13 protein-coding genes are annotated in these 16,541 nt (G+C 48.8%); 4 read left to right on the top strand and 9 right to left on the bottom strand.

Annotation, left to right across the window (positions count from 1 at the left end; genetic code table 11):
* Positions 1–49: 49 nt before the first annotated feature.
* Positions 50–1,252, bottom strand: coding sequence for an MFS transporter (locus HP401_RS14040; RefSeq protein ID WP_173605431.1), 1,203 nt, complete (start codon positions 1,250–1,252; stop codon positions 50–52).
* Between the two features lie 133 nt (positions 1,253–1,385).
* Between HP401_RS14040 and HP401_RS14035 the strand changes: the two genes are divergently transcribed.
* Positions 1,386–2,270, top strand: a complete 885-nt coding sequence (locus HP401_RS14035) for a LysR family transcriptional regulator (protein ID WP_173605430.1) — start codon at positions 1,386–1,388, stop codon at positions 2,268–2,270.
* 13 nt (positions 2,271–2,283) lie between these two features.
* Here the strand turns inward: HP401_RS14035 and HP401_RS14030 are convergent, their stop codons facing one another.
* Positions 2,284–3,666, bottom strand: a complete 1,383-nt coding sequence (locus HP401_RS14030) for an MFS transporter (protein ID WP_173605429.1) — start codon at positions 3,664–3,666, stop codon at positions 2,284–2,286.
* A 112-nt stretch (positions 3,667–3,778) separates the two neighbouring features.
* Between HP401_RS14030 and HP401_RS14025 the strand changes: the two genes are divergently transcribed.
* A complete protein-coding gene (locus HP401_RS14025) occupies positions 3,779–4,666 on the top strand; it encodes a LysR family transcriptional regulator (RefSeq protein WP_173605428.1) in 888 nt (295 codons plus the stop codon).
* A gap of 328 nt (positions 4,667–4,994) precedes the next feature.
* Here the strand turns inward: HP401_RS14025 and HP401_RS14020 are convergent, their stop codons facing one another.
* The 7 genes from HP401_RS14020 to HP401_RS13990 form a co-directional block, all read right to left on the bottom strand.
* Positions 4,995–5,888 (bottom strand): ABC transporter ATP-binding protein, encoded by an 894-nt coding sequence (locus HP401_RS14020; RefSeq protein ID WP_173605427.1) that lies wholly within the window; start codon positions 5,886–5,888, stop codon positions 4,995–4,997.
* Positions 5,889–5,892: 4 nt separating this feature from the next.
* A complete protein-coding gene (locus tag HP401_RS14015) occupies positions 5,893–8,775 on the bottom strand; it encodes an ABC transporter permease (RefSeq protein ID WP_217366084.1) in 2,883 nt (960 codons plus the stop codon).
* An 18-nt stretch (positions 8,776–8,793) separates the two neighbouring features.
* Positions 8,794–9,966, bottom strand: a complete 1,173-nt coding sequence (locus tag HP401_RS14010; RefSeq protein ID WP_254457079.1) for an efflux RND transporter periplasmic adaptor subunit — start codon at positions 9,964–9,966, stop codon at positions 8,794–8,796.
* Positions 9,935–10,609: an ABC transporter ATP-binding protein gene (locus HP401_RS14005; protein ID WP_173605425.1), complete on the bottom strand. Its 675-nt coding sequence runs from the start codon at positions 10,607–10,609 to the stop codon at positions 9,935–9,937. Before HP401_RS14005 ends, HP401_RS14010 begins: the two co-directional genes overlap by 32 nt.
* A gap of 190 nt (positions 10,610–10,799) precedes the next feature.
* Positions 10,800–12,017 carry an amidohydrolase family protein gene (locus HP401_RS14000; RefSeq protein WP_173605424.1) on the bottom strand — a complete coding sequence of 406 codons (1,218 nt, stop codon included), beginning with the start codon at positions 12,015–12,017 and terminating at the stop codon, positions 10,800–10,802.
* A gap of 34 nt (positions 12,018–12,051) precedes the next feature.
* A complete protein-coding gene (locus HP401_RS13995) occupies positions 12,052–13,275 on the bottom strand; it encodes an amidohydrolase (RefSeq protein ID WP_173605423.1) in 1,224 nt (407 codons plus the stop codon).
* Positions 13,276–13,291: 16 nt separating this feature from the next.
* Complete coding sequence (locus HP401_RS13990; RefSeq protein ID WP_173605422.1) at positions 13,292–14,527, bottom strand: amidohydrolase; 1,236 nt, start codon at positions 14,525–14,527, stop codon at positions 13,292–13,294.
* Between the two features lie 180 nt (positions 14,528–14,707).
* Between HP401_RS13990 and nikC the strand changes: the two genes are divergently transcribed.
* Entirely contained in the window at positions 14,708–15,607 is a 900-nt protein-coding gene (nikC, locus tag HP401_RS13985) for a nickel transporter permease (RefSeq protein WP_173605421.1), read from the top strand.
* Positions 15,608–15,620: 13 nt separating this feature from the next.
* The gene (gene nikB, locus HP401_RS13980) at positions 15,621–16,541 is read left to right on the top strand and encodes a nickel ABC transporter permease (RefSeq protein WP_142495485.1); all 921 of its coding nucleotides are present in this window, start codon (positions 15,621–15,623) and stop codon (positions 16,539–16,541) included.

Here is a 16,541-nt window from a genome sequence, read left to right as displayed (position 1 = left end):
TCACCAAACGATACTGAGTTTTTCCGTTTCTTTATGTTGAGGCACAAGTCTAGGCGATTTTCGTCACTTTCTTCGCGTTCTGTACCATTTTTGAGACGCACGCCCAAAGTATAATCCCAATGAGGAGAAAGCCGACATTCATGCTGATGACGCCTCCCCATCCGTATGCGGACCAAAACATTCCTCCGAGTGTTCCTCCTACACTTGAACCCGTGTAGTAGAAAAATAAATACAAAGAAGAGGCCTGTGCTTTGTTCTGTAAAGCAAGCTGTCCTACCCAGCTGCTTGCGACGGCATGCGCTCCAAAAAATCCAAAAGTAAAAAATCCAAGTCCTACGATCTTCATCATAAGATTCGCTTCCCACGTCAAGCAGACACCGATCAAGGCAAGGAATAAGCTTGTGAATAACAGCCTTTGCTTGCCGTGACGATTTATTAATTTTCCTGTCCAGACGGAGCTGAACATCCCGATGATCATAATTAAAAATGTCCAGCTTATATGTGATTGGCTGAGTGAATAGGGCTTCTCGAGCAATACATAAGCGATGTAATTGAACAACGCTACATTACTCCCTAAAAGGATAAAGCCGATGACAAATAAACAAATAAGACTTGGAGCCTTTAGATGGTCCATTAAAGACAGACCTAACTTTCGCATTACGAATGGGCGTGCTTCGAAATTTTGTGAAGGCGGTAAGGTGTTCCAAAAAACCAGTGTGGCAGCCAAACTGATGAGGCCAATCCCCCCTATTGCGATCTGCCAGCCGAAGTAGTCACTCATCATGCCTGAGAAAACCCTGCCAAACACAGCACCAATTGAATTGCCGCATATATAGAGACCCATAGCCGCTCCCAAACTTTTGGATTCGATTTCTTCTCCAAGATAGGCCATTGCTATGGAGGGTAAACCCGCCAATGAAATACCTTCAATCGTTCGCATTACCAGGAGAACATGAAAATTCGAACTGAATGCTGTGAGAATACAAAACACAGACGAAGCAAGCATAGAAACGATCATGATTGGCTTGCGTCCCCATACTTCAGACAACGAACCAAAAATGAGCATACTGACAGCAAGAACCATTGTCGTAATGGAGAGGGAAAGGCTTGTTGTCGTTGGACTAACCGCAAATTCCTTTGAAAATTCTGGCATCAAAGGCTGTACGCAGTAAAGAATCGCAAACGTATTGAAACCAGCGGCAAAAAAAGCAAAGCTTGTCTTGCGGAAGAGTGATGTGCCTTGTTGTATCATGTGATCACCATATCATTTCAGGATGATTATGGCTTCATGGTACCATCATTTATTTATGATGTATAATTCATTATAATTATATTTTTAATGCATTTATGTAATGATTAATCCAAACGGAAAGTGGTGCTTTCGAATGGAATGGCAACAGTTCGAATATTTTCAAACCTTGGCAAGAATTCAACACGTGACACATGCTGCCGAAGCTCTTTCGATTTCCCAGCCTGCCCTTAGTCGTTCGATTGCCCGATTTGAGGATGAAATAGGCGTGCCTCTATTTGATCGTCAGGGACGTTCGATTCGACTCAATAAATATGGTCAGCTCTTTTTAAAGCGAGTCGAAAATATGATGAAGGAATTTCATGAAGGAAAACAAGAAATCATGGATTTACTTGATCCAGATAAGGGAGAGGTGTCTCTTGGATTTCTGCACACGTTAAGTACGAGTCGTATCCCTGATTTACTGGCTTCTTTTCGCTCCCACTACCCAAACATTCATTTTCGACTCGGACAAGGTCCCTCTCATACGCTTATGAATCAGTTGCAAGGAGGAGAATTTGATCTTTGTCTACTTGCTCCTATGGATATGAAATCTCCCTTTGTATGGAAGCCGCTTTGGGATGAAGAGCTTTTTGTGATTGTCCCCAAAGACCACAAATATGCAAATCGTACCTCCATTACTTTGAAAGAGATTGCAGATGAATCCTTTATCCATTTAAAAGAAGGATACTCCCTTCGTATCACTGTCGAGCAATTGTTTCAAGAAGCGGGAATTACACCTCCCATTACATTTGAAGGAGAGGAAGCAGATACCGTTGCAGGGCTGGTCGCTGCTGGATTGGGAATCTCCCTTTTGCCCAATTTAAAGGGAACGGACCAGAGTAAGATCACACAAATCCCTGTCAAAAGCCCGAAGTGCCAACGAACAATTGGAATTGCTTGGGTAGAAGGGAGATATTTATCACCTGCCACTGAAAAATTTCAACAATTTGTTATGGATCATGCCTGCAATTTTGAATAAGGGATGGGTGAATCTACGACTCCCCCACTTGCCTTGATTCCCGTCGCCAACTCATGAGTACCAAAGACAATGAGATTGTCGTGAGGATCATGCCAAGCACTTGCAAACCCTCGGTGCTAAACGTATCTCCCATTACTATGCTGATCAATAATGAGGAGAGAATGGTTCCCAGGTATCTCGATGTATTAAATAATCCGGATGCGACGCCAATGATTTCTTTTGGAGAGCTTTTGAACAAGGCTGCTTGCATTCCGACATTGTTTAACCCGTTACTAATGCCGAATGTCGCTAACGCCACACAAACACTGACGACCTGTGAATCTTGGTTGAACATCACGAGCCACAATGACCCAAATGTCATCAGTATGGCGGATGCTAACAATGCTGGCCGAGGTCCCGAGTGATCAATCCATCGTCCTGCTAGTGGAGACACAATGAGTGAGCATAAACCTAAGCTGAGCATGAGCATTCCAGTATGAAACTCGCTGACATGACGAACCATTTGCAAGTAGGACGGAAGCCCGAAAAAAAGCGAATAAAAAAGGACGTTAACGAGCATGAATTCGATATTGACCCACGTCATCGCAGGATACTTCGCGAATGTCCTTAGAGGAATAAACGGAGACGTCGTTTTTAACTCATGTCGTACGAAAGCCCCCAATGCAACGAAGCCGATCCCTCCAACCATGATATGCCACCATGAGACATGCCCAGATGATTTTGCTGACAGTAATCCAACGAGCAGTGCAACCAGACCGACTGCGAAGAGCACGATCCCTGTTGCATCAATCAGCTCCAACCATTTTCGAAAGGACATGTTTTGTGTAACAGATGCTGCCAATTCATCCTTTGGAATCATCCTCCAGGCTAACAGCAAGCTCGCCACCACGAACGGAAGATTAATGAGAAAGATCGCAGACCAGTCCCAATAATGAAGCAATACCCCACCAATAAAAGGTCCAATCGCTGCTGCTCCAGATAGGAATATGGACAGTACGGAAAGCGCAGTCGCTTGCTTCTCCGTAATATGAATTCGTACAATGGCCATTCCAACGGCAACCATCATGCTTGTTCCGATCGATTGCACAATTCGGAATACAATGAGCCACCCGAAGTTTGGTGATAATGGAGCCAATAAGGAAGCAACGAAAGATACGACAAGCCCGGTAAGAAATATCTTCTTGCGGCCGAACAAATCACTTGCCTTTCCCATGACAGGTTGAGCGATTGCACTCGCAATGTAGAACGAGAAAATAATCCACGAAACAACCGTGAAATCAAGACGGTACACATTTTGCAGCCTTGCAATTGCAACAGAAATCATCGAAGAATTTAATGGGTTCAACAATATCCCTAGTCCAACGGCAATCATCAACCACCTGTTGTGAGCCCCCATTTCCAGGCCCTCCTTAAGAGTTTTGATGATATCATACTGGAAATCATACATTTACTCCAACGCATTTCGTGTTATGATTTCATAGATTGAAAGGAATGAATGGAGGAGCTACATGGAACTTCTTCAACTGCAATACTTTCTTACCGTAGCTCGTATGGAGCATGTGACCGAAGCTGCACGAAGTCTGCATGTAACCCAATCGTCCCTGAGCAAAACGATTCAACGATTAGAGGAGGATCTGGGAGTCCCTCTCTTTGATCGTACAGGGAGAAAGCTGCGTCTGAATGAGTTCGGAAGCAAATTCCTTTGCCGGGTGGAAAGAGCTTTGTTTGAATTGGAACAAGGGAAACTGGAGCTTCGCGATTTGTCCAACCCGGAGCATGGTACGCTTGAATTAGCAGTGACTACGGCAAGCACCCTGCCCAATATCCTTCGAGAGTTTCGGAAAAAGCGTCCCGATATCCAATTCCATGTACAAATGCTCACCACGCAGGAAATGGTTACGCTTCTTCATAGAGGAGAGGTCGATTTTTGCTTGTCCTCCCCTCCTATCCAAGACGATGACATTGAATGTGAAATCGTGTTCATTGACCCTATTCTCGTAGCTGTTCCAAGGGGACATCGACTAGCAGACCGAAGTATCGTATCTTTGACAGAACTGAAGGATGAATCGTTTATCGGTGTAAAAAAAGGGTACGGTACACGCGATTTCGTAGATGCTATATGCAAGTCGGTTGGATTTGTACCTACCTATGTGTATGAGGGAGATGAACCTGCAAGGCTAATCCAGCTGGTGGAAGCAGAAATTGGCATAGCCTTCATCCCAAGCACGGCAAGAGATTCTCGTGAACAAATCACGTATCTAAGAGTCGAGAATCACGAATTGGTACGGGAAATTGCATTGTTATGGCACAAGAGTCGGTACATTTCCCGAGCTGCCCAAGAATTCCGTGAGGTTGTTGTCGATTATTTTGGCGATGTTTGCAAACTTGAGAGGTGATGAATCATGAAATTTCACGATTGTCCTACTTGTAATACCAACAGTCAAGAATGTATGATCGTCATCGAGAATGCGTTGCACCCTACAGCAGAGAGATTAACGTGCAGGAAATGTTCCTGGAGCGGAAAGTGGTCGGACATGAAAGTGCGCGAGATTCCAGACGAACCAATCCCGGGTGTCGAACCGATAACCGACTATGGTGTGCTACATTCCGATCAAATTCGCCTTCGCTATACAGGTGGTTGTTGCCCTCATTGTGGAGGAGATGATCCTTTATGCTGGTGCCATGCATTTTAGGTGCAGGCAAATGAACACAAAAACAGACACGTCACAATCGCGTGTCTGTTTTTGTGGAGGCTACAGGAGCCTTTAGGATAATGCGATCTTCTTCCAGCTCGATTCGCAGCTTGCCGTCCGCCTGAATCGCCTGGAGGTACTCCATTGGGATCTGCAGCCTCCCCACCTGATCAAGCACCGCCAATTCCTCATGCGTGTCCGCGTTAGCTGACTCTTCCAACGAATCGGAAGTGTTTTCTTCCGTTCCTTTTCGCCGCAACAACTCGCTGGACGTTTTCCCATCCCTAATAGCTACGACGCGATCTACTATTCGCGCCAGCTCTAAGTCATGCGTCACGATGACGACGGTTAGCCCAAAAGATCGGTTCAGCTCTTGAAACAAATCGAGAATGATAGCTGCCGTTCGAGTATCTACACTGCCAGTCGGTTCATCTGCCAAAAGCAGCTTGGGTTCGTTCGCCAACGCGATCGCAATGGCTACCCGCTGTTGCTCCCCGCCGGAAAGTTCGCTTAACTTGTTCTTTTTTCGGTGGCCCAGCCCCACCAGTTCCAACAACTCGTGGGCGCGATCCCTTTTTCGCTTGCCCCGTAAAAGCATTGGCATTTCCACATTTTGCAGAGCAGATAGATAAGGGATCAGATTGCGGGCGTTGTTCTGCCAGACAAAGCCTACGGTCTGCAAGCGGTACTGAACCAATTCGGAAGTCGTCAATCGAAATAAATCAGCTCCCGCGACGGAAAGCTTTCCTGCCGAGGGACGGTCTAGCCCTCCCAGCATGTTCAGAAGCGTTGATTTTCCGCTGCCGCTATTCCCGATGATCCCCATCAGTTCTCCGGTCTCTACCCGCAAATCCAACCCTTGCAGCGCCACCACTTCCAGATCATTTGCCTTGTAGATTTTCACCAAATTTTCGCATACGATCATTTGATTAGTCCTCCCCCAGCTTTACGGCTTGATGGATCTGCATCCGTGACAGCAGAATACCGACGACCCCGATTCCGATAACCAGTGTCACAGCAATGAACGTATAAATGATTTGTTCATCTTGCGGCATCGAAATGACGGTAAAGGGAGGAACTTGCTTATCGGCATGCAAATAGAGGCTGAGTGCAGGCAAAAACAGGCTATTTGCCAGCTTGCCAGCTGTCATTCCCATCGCAAAAGCGACGCCAAACGTCAAGAGCTGCTCCCACGCGAGTATGGCAAGAAGCTGTCTGAAGGGCATTCCCATCGCGCGGAACACGCCATATTGCAATTTTCTGGCTCCAAGTGTAAGCACCCAGTACAACACGTAGCCGATAAAGGTGACCAGCATGGAAAGCAGGAACCCAAGCGTCAGCGATCCGTTCAGCCCCAAATAAAATGCGTTGTTTTTCATCTGGATGACTTGCTGTTTGGCATTATTCAGCATGGCGAGCTTGACTCCCTCTTGTGATAGACCCTTGTAAAGCGATTCAGAAGACGATCCCTCTTTCATTTTGATCCATACCTCATACGGCTCCATGCGAATCTTGTCTTGCACGAACGGTAAGTTGGCGACTGCCAAATACTGTTCTTCCACGCTGTTTCCGTATGTGCTTTTTACAGGAGTAGGGTTCCATCCCGGCCAGTAATCCACGATGGCATACACAATCATTTCAACCCTGCGAGAATCCCCCCAACCTAGCAGGATGGTTTGTCCCTCCACCACATGCAGTTTGTCAGCGAGGCTGCGAGACAGCAAGAGGGCACGTGGTTCTTTTGCTATCAAATTCAAATAATCGTGGAAGTGATGCGGCAGCAAGTCAGACTTCATCCAAGCGGTCTTTGCAAACTCTTTGGGGTCGATCCCCATCAAGGTGATGTCCTTCACAGGATCGCCCTGAAAAGAAGCCTCCGCCAAGCCGTTCACAAAGACTTTTGTTGCATGCTCAACCTCAGGCAGCCGACTGTACATTTCGAAATCCGGCTCTACATACTGAACGGGAGGAGCTACGGGCGCTTGTACCACTTCTGCCCCCTCACCTTCTTCCGCATTCAATCCTCCCCGATAGACCGTTACTTCCGGTTTGTCACTCAGCCACTCGTCCTTCAAACGAATATCCGCGCCGATTTGGTAACGAATTCTCTCCTCTGCATTTTGATTGATCGTCCGTGCCATGCTTGCACTGAACATTCCTACTGCGACTGTAATCGTCACAAACAGCATGAGAAAATGATACTGCCTTGGAGCTCTCCCTACCTGAACCAGCGTCGTATGCAGAGAAAGCGGGAAGAAGGAACGTCCTGCCCAAGACATCAGACGCAGGAGCCACGGGTACAATCGGAGAAGCAGCAGGCCAAAACCGAGCGAGAACAGAACGGGCACAAAAAAGAGAAGGAAATCGATCGAGACGGCCGAAGCCCCTTCGCTCGTTTTTGCTGCGGTTTCAGCTGCGTTTTGATAGGAATACCATCCATACCACGAGACCGCAAGCAGCAATACGTCTAAAAACAGTCGGTGCCAAATGGCATGCCCACTCATTCTCGCCATGTTTTGCTTGTGCGTGACGATATTCTGCTTGGTTGCCAGAAATACAGAAATCAAAACGAGTGTGATACAGGCAAGCACCATCCACGCAGCATACACGAAAACTTCGCGACTTATGGTGACATCCAAACCTTTGCGATCGACGAATTCGAGAAATCCATTCGAGATGCCGAGTATCTTGCTAAGCTGCATCCCCACAAATGGACCGATCAGAAAAGCGCATAACCCCAAAATGGCGATCTCCATGAAATAAATAGAAAAAATCTGCATTCTGCTGGCTCCCCTGCTGCCCAGCACAGCGATTTCTGTTCGTTGCCTTTCCACAATTAATCCCGAAATCATGACGAGATAAATGCCCAGCATAATGAAAATGGGGATGTAGAGCGACCAGAGAATGGTTTTGAATTGCTTCTCTTGCTCATTGTACTTGCCGACGAGATTAGCCGCCGGAAACTGAACGTTGATCTCCGCTTTTTTCAATCCATGCTGTTGCAGCTTCCCTTCAATTCCAGTCACCAATGAATTCAGCTTCTCTGTATCGCTGATCCGAAATGATTGGTAGTGAAGGGCCGTATACATTTGGCTTGAAATGACCAGATTTTTCTCTTCCAAAAACACATTCCGAAAAAGCCCTTCATCCAATACGAAGCCACTGGAATATTCACTCATCGAAGCAAACCAATAAGGATCGTTCCCCTCTTTTTCCTTGAAAACACCGACAGGCTTGATTCGCACCTTGAGTCCTTCTACCTGGCTCGTGGTCAACTCATACAAGCTACCTAGCACCATCCGGCGGTCCTTTAGCGCTTTTTCCGTTACCAGCGCCTCGTACACGCCATCAACGGGGGTTGCAGCAGGCAAGCGACCGTCAACGAGCGTCATATGCTGCGCAAGTCCACTCAGCGAATAGATCCGCGAGCTGTCGGAACTGAGCGGGCTCTTCTCCTGTATGTTTTCCTGAATGGCATTAAACGGAATGGTCCGCAAAACTGTCACTTCTGCATACACCGGGACATTCAGTTGAGCGATTACTTCGTTTTGCAAATGAGCGGTCATTTCGTCTACAAGAACCGCCCCATTCTCCCCCAGTTTGTTTTGATTGACCGCGATCAGTAAGCCACCAGGGAAGCGCTTCACATTCTTCTGGTATTCCTCCATATCCTTGATCAACATGCGTTGAAGTACCCCTGACGTGAACGCTGGTATACTCGATACCAATCCGACAGCGACGACCAGCCCGATCAACAGACTGCCGACCAGCCAGCGGTTATTCATCATTTTTCGCAGGATCATTTGCAGCATCGCCACGACATTGTCCCCCTATTCCAAAATAACCAGTTGGCCTGCCGAAAGACCTTTGCGAATCTCAACCTCCGTCTGGGTCATGATCCCAGTTTCCACGTCCACTTCCTTCTTGCTATTCCCGTCGAGCACCCGGACGTACTTCCTGCCCGATAAATCATGAAGTGCTTTTCTCGGTATAAAAAGCGTCTGATCCTGCTTGTCCACTATCACTTCCATACTGACTCCTGTCCCGATCTCCAAGCCCTTTGGAGGGATTTTCGGTGTAATGAGTAGACTTCTCTGATACAGCTTCGTCAAATCCTCTGGTAAATTGGAAGGGACATGCAGGGGCGTCTGAACAACTGTCCCCTCGCCTTTTTCGCCGTCTTTACCGGTGAGAATCACTTTCATCCCTTCTCTCACATCTTGCAGAGCCTCTTTCTCGGGCGCGATATACATGACGAACAGCTTGTTCGGGTCGCCTATCGTTACCAACTTTTGATGCGCTTCCACCTCATCTCCCACCTGCCCATTGCTTGTAAACAGCACGATGCCGTCAAAGGGCGCGATCAGCTTGGTCTCGTTCCAACGCTGTTGCAGGTTCTTCAGGTCCATCTCTTTTTGCTTCACGTTTAGTCTGGCACGCTCCACCACGTACTGCTGCTTCTTGGGATCCTGCAATTTCGCCAAGTCTAGCTTAACCTTTTCCAATTCGATCTTGGCTAGCTTGGTCTCGTTTACCTTGGCGTTCATCTCTGCCTTCAAAACGTCCAGCTTCGCGGATTCGACTTCGTAGTGATTATCCTGCTGGGCTTCAAGCAGCTCCAGTTTTGCCTTCTCCACTTCATACTTGGCCGACTCGATCTCCCTCTCCATTTCAGCCGCATCCAATTCAGCAAGTACCTGTCCTTTTTTCACCTTATCGCCGCCTTGGACAGAGAACGACTTCAGCCGCAGTCCCTTCGTCTCTGGGAAAGAGAGCTCCGCCGTTTTCACGGTCGTGAAGGAAGCGTTTCCTTTCACACTTTTTACGATTGGCCCTTGTAAAACTTCTGCCACTTCATATTTGATAGGCGACGGCTCTACTAATGGCGGAGCCAGAACCTCCTCCTCCTTAGGGAATAGGGAACAGCCCGTCAACAAGAGGAAAACGCTCAAGTACGCCCATTTTATTTTGCTATTCCTTGATACGACCGTCCTCCAATTCATAGACATCATCCGCCACCTCCATTACACCAGGATCATGTGTCGTCATGACAATGCTCATCGCACCTTCATCGACCAATTGACGAAACAAACGACTAATTTGCAGACCCGTTTTACTATCCAGCTCAGCTGTCGGCTCATCCGCCAATAGTAGTGTCGGTCTGTTCGCAACAGCCCTTGCAATCGCACAGCGTTGCTGTTCTCCACCGGACATCTCAAACGGCCGATGATGGGCCCGTTTGGACAGCCCAACGAAATCGAGCGATTCGCGAACACGCTCCCTCCATTCGGCAGCAGGCGCACCTGACAGGCGCAGGCCAAACTCGACGTTTTCAGCGGCTGACATCAGCGGAAGCAAGCCAAACGACTGGAAGATAAAGCCCATGTTCTTTCGCCTGATCCTCGTTCGCTCATGATCCGATAGCTGGCCGATTTCTCGCCCCTGAAAGTAAACGCTTCCTACCGTCGGACGATCGAGTCCACCCAAAAGGTTTAATAGAGTCGTTTTTCCTGATCCTGATCTGCCTTTTAGTACGAGCAATTGTCCTGCTTCTACGCGCATTTTTACACCCGCAAGCGCTCTAACGGCAGCTGCCCCTCTACCAAACGTGCGCTCTACGTTTTCTGTCTCTGCAATGAACGACAAAATGACACCCCCGAATAAATATCTGAAAAATACAATTTTTATTTATAGTAACTCAATTAGAAACTATTATTTAATAAAACTGGAATAAATTAAGATAAACAAAAATAAACAACCGACCACTATAACCACTTACAAAAAGAAAAAAGGCAAAACCCTGTGGTTCTGCCTTTTTCTTATTTCCTTTTCGATTTTACAAAGTCCCAGAAACAACATTCCCTCGGAACATGACTGCTTGGCGCTTCGCACGGCGTGCAACTGCTTCTGCTGCCGAGGATGCATGAACGAATACAATATCCGCTTCGTCGCCAACATTCGGCCACAGGCGGTTGCCCTCTTTATCCAACGGCGTCTTCCCACCTGTAATAAATCCCAGTGCTTGGGACAGAGAACGCTCATCCTGCATGCGGAAGCGCTCTGCCAAGCGGCCTGCTTTTTCCAAGCTGTCTCCTTGACCAAAAGGCGACCAGTGATCAGTAATACTGTCGTCTCCGAGAGAGACAGAGACACCTTTTGCATGCAGCAATGGGATTGGGATTGTTCCTCTGTTCACTGGTACAGTGGAAGTGATCGAAATGCCCAGGCCAGCTAGCATTTCTGCTACTTCCCCTGCTTCTTCCGGACTGATGTCAGCAAGGGAGTTGGCATGGCTGATAGTAACACGACCTTGCCACCCTGCTTCTTCGGTCATTTTAGCCAGACGTTTGAATGTAAACACCCCGAGATGATCCGGGTCATGCAAGTGAACGTCGATAGGTGCATTCGCTTCGACTGCCAGCTCAAAAATGGTAGCGAGCGATTTCTCGATGTTTTGATCCACTGTTGCCGGGTCTACACCACCAACGTAGGTCGCGCCCATCTTCAAGGCTTGGCGGATGTTTTCCACTTGATTGCTTCGCAAAAGACCTTGCTGCGGGAAGGCAACGACCTCGCACTGCAATCTGCCGCTAAAGGTCTCCAGTGCAGCCATGGTCGCTTCCAGGTTTTTGAGTCCGATATACGGATCGATATTACAATGGGAGCGAATATGGGTGGAGCCTGCGGTCAGCAGCAATTCCAGCATTTTTTCTGCGCGCTCTTGTGCTGTTGGCAACAGCTTCGGCATGAGCTGACTCTCTTCTTCCAGTCGACCCAGGATGCTTTTTACTGGCGTCACGGCTTTCCAAGGGCCACCATAGTACGTTTTATCGATGTGGATGTGCATATCCCTAAATGACGGCAGTGCCAACAGACCGCTGGCATCCTTCGTTGGCAGCTCGGTTTGTAGAGCAGCTCCACTCACGATCTGTGCAATTCGTCCGTCTTCGATTAATAGATGCGCCACTTCAGTATCTGTAGCAACCACCTTGTCATTTTCTTTGCGGTATCCGCTCTCCAAGCGGACGTTGGTAATCCAATAGGCTGTAGACATCTATCCATGACATCCTTTCTATTTAAAAGTAGTGCTACCACTCACCCGCGACCCGGTTGCCTTGGAAAAGAACGACCTTGCGCTTCGCACGTCTCGCAACTGCTTCTGCTGAACATGTCGCTTCGACCGCCATCAGGCTAGCCTCATCGCCAACCAATGGCCACAAACGATTCCCGGTTTCATCGAGAGTGATCCGTCCCTCTGTCACAAAGCCGAGTGCTACGCCTAACGATCTTTCATCCGTCAAGCGGAAGCGTTCAGCCAATCGTCCTGCTTTTTCCAATAAGTCTCCACTGCCAAAGGGGGTCCAGTTGTCTGTCAGGCTATCGTTGCCGAGCATGACGGCTACGCCTTCTTGATGCAGCAACGGAATCGGTATGGTCGGGCGATTGATCGGAACGGTCGATGCGATGGAGATGCCAAGCGAAGCAAGTCGTTGCCCCATCTCTCTGGCCTCTTCCTGCGAAATATCGCCCAATCCCATCGCGTGACTAATCGTGACACGTCCCTGCCAGCCTGCCTCTTCCGTCAGAGCAGCGAGACGCTTCATCGTAAATACGCCGAGATGCCCTGGATCATGCAAATGCATGTCAATGTCGGCATCCGCTTCTACAGCCAGCTCTAGCATCGTTTGCAGGGAACGCTCGATGTCGCCATCTACTCCACCCGGATCGACGCCGCCTACATGAGTGGCGCCTTGACGCAGTGCCTCACGTACCATGTCGCGTGCTTGTGTCCGCAGCATGCCATAATGCGGGAAAGCAACGATTTCGTGGGAGACGCGGTCTGCATACGTCTCAAACGCACTCTTCATTCCTTCCAAAAACCCTAGCCCAACCTGTGGGTCCACATGACAATGCGTTCTTACATGCGTAACGCCTGTTTCCACCAGCAGCGAGAGAATTTTTTCAGCTCCTGTTTGTGCCTGCTTGAGATACATCGGCAACAGCCCTCTGTCCTCAGCGTGGCGTTCGATCAAGTTTTTTACGGGAGTTGTTGCCTTCCACGGGCCGCCGTAATACGTTTTTTCCAGATGAATGTGCTTCTCCGCCATAGACGGCAAAATCAGTAAGCCCTTCGCGTCCTTTTTAGGCAGCCCATCCTCCAAAATCTCACTGGAAGGAACAATGCGTGTGATTTTTCCATGCTCAATGAGCAAATCACACAGCTCTGTCCGCGTTCCACTGATCACGCCTTCTTCCCAGTCATATCCGATTTCCAATCGAGCGTTGACGATCCAATAAGGAGAAGATTTCACCGGCTTTTCCCCCCTCTTAAACGTTCACTTCTTCCACTTGACCAGAAGCGAGGTTGCCTTTGAAGAATACAGCGTGTCGATCTGCACGGCGTGCGATCGCTTCTGCCGAGCAGGTCGCATCCACGAGGATCAGGCTCGCTTCTTCCCCTTGTACAGGCCACAGCTGTGTTCCATTGGCATCCAGCGTCGTTTTGCCCCCTGTGATAAAACGCAGCGATTGAGACAAAGACTGCTCGTCCAGCCAACGATTGCGTTCTGCCAGTCGCCATAGGCGCTCCAGCACATCGCCATTTCCGTAAGGCTGCCATGTGTCAAAAATGTTGTCGCAGCCGACCGCAACGTCTACGCCATTGTGGTGCAGTAGCTGAACAGGTGGGATCACGCGGCTAAATGGCACGCTGGTGATAATCGTAATGCCTGCTTCCCGCAGGATCGTCGCCATCTCTTCAGCTTCTTGCACTGAGATGTCTCCGAGCGCAAACGCATGGCTGACTGCCACGCGGCCTTGCCAGGCTGCGTCTACGGTCATTGCTGCCAGTCGCTTCATCGTGTAGGTCCCCAAATGGCCTGGGTCATGCAAATGCAAGTCCACACCTGCGTTTGCTTCTACTGCCAGCTCCATCATTTGGTGCAAGGATTCTTCTATATCGCCATCTACATTAGCTGGGTCTACACCCCCGACATGAGTCGCACCTTGGCGCAACGCCTCACGCAAGAGTGCTTTTGCATCTGTACGCAACAAGCCATGCTGCGGGAATGCCACGATCTCGTGGGTGACCCGATCCGCGTAGGTTGCTAATGCTGCTTTTACTGATTCCAGATTGGAGATTCCCACTTCCGGGTAAATGTCCACATGTGTACGCACGTGTGTCGAGCCATAGGACAAGAGGATCTCCAACAGATTCTCCGCACGCTCTTGTGTCGTTGACGGCAATCCCGGCAGTGTACGCTTTTCAATTTCGCAGCGTTCAATGATATTGGATACAGGAATGACAGCCCGCCATGGCTCTCCCTGAAGCGTCTTGTCCAAATGAACATGCTTCTCTACAAAAGATGGGAGTGCCAATAAGCCTTTTGCATCCTTTTGCAAAATACCGTCTGTAAGCTTCTCGGTCGCTGATACAATACGCGTGAATTTTCCGTCTTTAACTAAAATGTGAAACAAGGATGCCTCTGTCCCCGTGACGACACCGTTTTCCCGACGGTAGCCCGTCTCCAAACGAACATTGGTCAACCAATAGGTAACGCCCATCCATTATCCACCCTCTCTTTGTCTCTCTCCATTCCTTTCTCCCCCATTATCTAGGAAGCCGAAAGACTTGATTTGCACAATCTTTACGTCTATTTTCACTATTTTTACGACTTGTTCAAATTGCCTTTACTTCGTACATTTTTCTGATAACTTTGACGTAAGCAAAGGAGGGGTTACACCATGAAGGTTGAGATCGCACCAACCAATCAAGCTCTTCCGCCGAAAGCAGCGGCTACACGCCCTAGCAGATGGCGGACTTTTTACAGGAAACTACGAAAAAACAAACTCGCCATGGTAGGCGGCTGTATCGTGATTTTTTACATCGCGATTGCCCTGTTGGCACCTTTTATCGCGCCCCACGATCCATATGAGATTGACTTGGTTAACAAGTTGAAGTCACCATCTTCTGATCACTGGATGGGTACCGATGACAAAGGTCGGGATGTACTGAGCCGTCTTTTATACGGAACACAGCTCTCGATGTCCGTCGGATTTGTCGCCGTCTTTATTGGTGCATTTTTCGGAATTATTCTCGGCTTATTATCCGGTTACTACGGCGGCTGGGTAGATACGATCATCTCCCGTATCATCGATGTCCTCCTCGCCTTCCCGGGAATCCTGCTTTCTTTAGCCATTGTCAGTGCCTTAGGGCCGAGTCTCTTTAACGTTATGATCGCCGTCGGTATCTTCTCGATTCCTGTATTTGCACGGATCGTCCGCGGCTCTACTTTGACGGTGAAAAAACTGGAATACATCGATGCGATCCGCTCACTCGGTGCCAATGACTTCACGATCATCTTTAGACACATTTTTCCAAACATTTTGTCTCCTATTATCGTACAGGCAACGATGCGCCTCGCTACTGCGATTCTTTCCGCCGCTGGGCTTTCGTTCCTCGGACTGGGAGCACAGCCTCCTCTGCCGGAGTGGGGCGCCATGCTCAGTAACGGACGCGACTTCTTGTTTACCGCTCCGCATCTGGCCATGTTCCCTGGTTTCGCGATTGCAACTCTTGTTCTTGGCTTCAACATCTTTGGGGACGGCCTCAGGGACGCTCTCGATCCACGAATGAAACAATAGGAGGGAATGCTACATGTTTGTTTACATTACTCGTCGCCTGCTGCAAATGATTCCCGTCCTGCTCGGTGTCATTCTGGTCGTCTTTTTGATCATGCAAATGGTTCCTGGCGACCCGGCGGTATTGCTTGCTGGTGAAGGCGCTTCTGCAGAAACGATTGCGAAAATGCGTACACAGCTCGGCTTGGATCAGCCGATTATGGTTCAATACGCGCAATATGTCGTTAACGTGTTCCAAGGCGATCTTGGGACATCACTTCGCTCCAACCTCCCCGTGTGGGATGAGATCATGGCACGCTTGCCTGCTACTATTGAGCTCGCCGTTGCCAGTATTTTTGTAACGGTTGTCCTCGGGATGATCGCAGGGATCATTTCTGCTACCAAGCAATACTCGGCTGCTGATATTACGATCATGGTTATTGCCTTGCTCGGTGTATCCTTGCCAAGCTTTTGGCTCGGTTTGAGCTTGATCTACACGTTCTCCGTCAAGCTGCAACTCTTCCCTGTTGCAGGCTGGGGCACCTGGAAGCACATGGTTTTGCCAGCGATCACACTCGGTACTGCCGGGGCTGCTATCGTTGCTCGTATGACTCGCTCCAGTATGCTCGACGTTGTACGTCAAGACTACATCCGCACAGCAAAAGCAAAAGGCTTGCGTGAAACAGTCATCATTTACAAGCATGCTTTGAAAAACGCCTTGATCCCGATTATTACCGTCGTTGGCTTGCAGTTCGGTTTCCTTTTGGGCGGTACGGTTCTGGTAGAATCTGTCTTTGCCATCAACGGCTTGGGTCGTCTGATCGTCGATGCGATCCGCATGCGTGATTTGCCTGTCGTACAAGGCGGCGTACTGATCGCTTCCATTATCTTCGTGTTCGTGAACCTGCTCGTCGATGTATTGTATCGCTACTTCAATAAACGAATTGATCTGAACTAA

The organism is Brevibacillus sp. HB2.2 (genome assembly GCF_013284275.1).
Classification (GTDB): Bacteria; Bacillota; Bacilli; order Brevibacillales; family Brevibacillaceae; genus Brevibacillus; species Brevibacillus brevis_D.
Note: the sequence above shows the minus strand (reverse complement) of the source record. Positions and strands in the feature narration are given on the sequence as shown.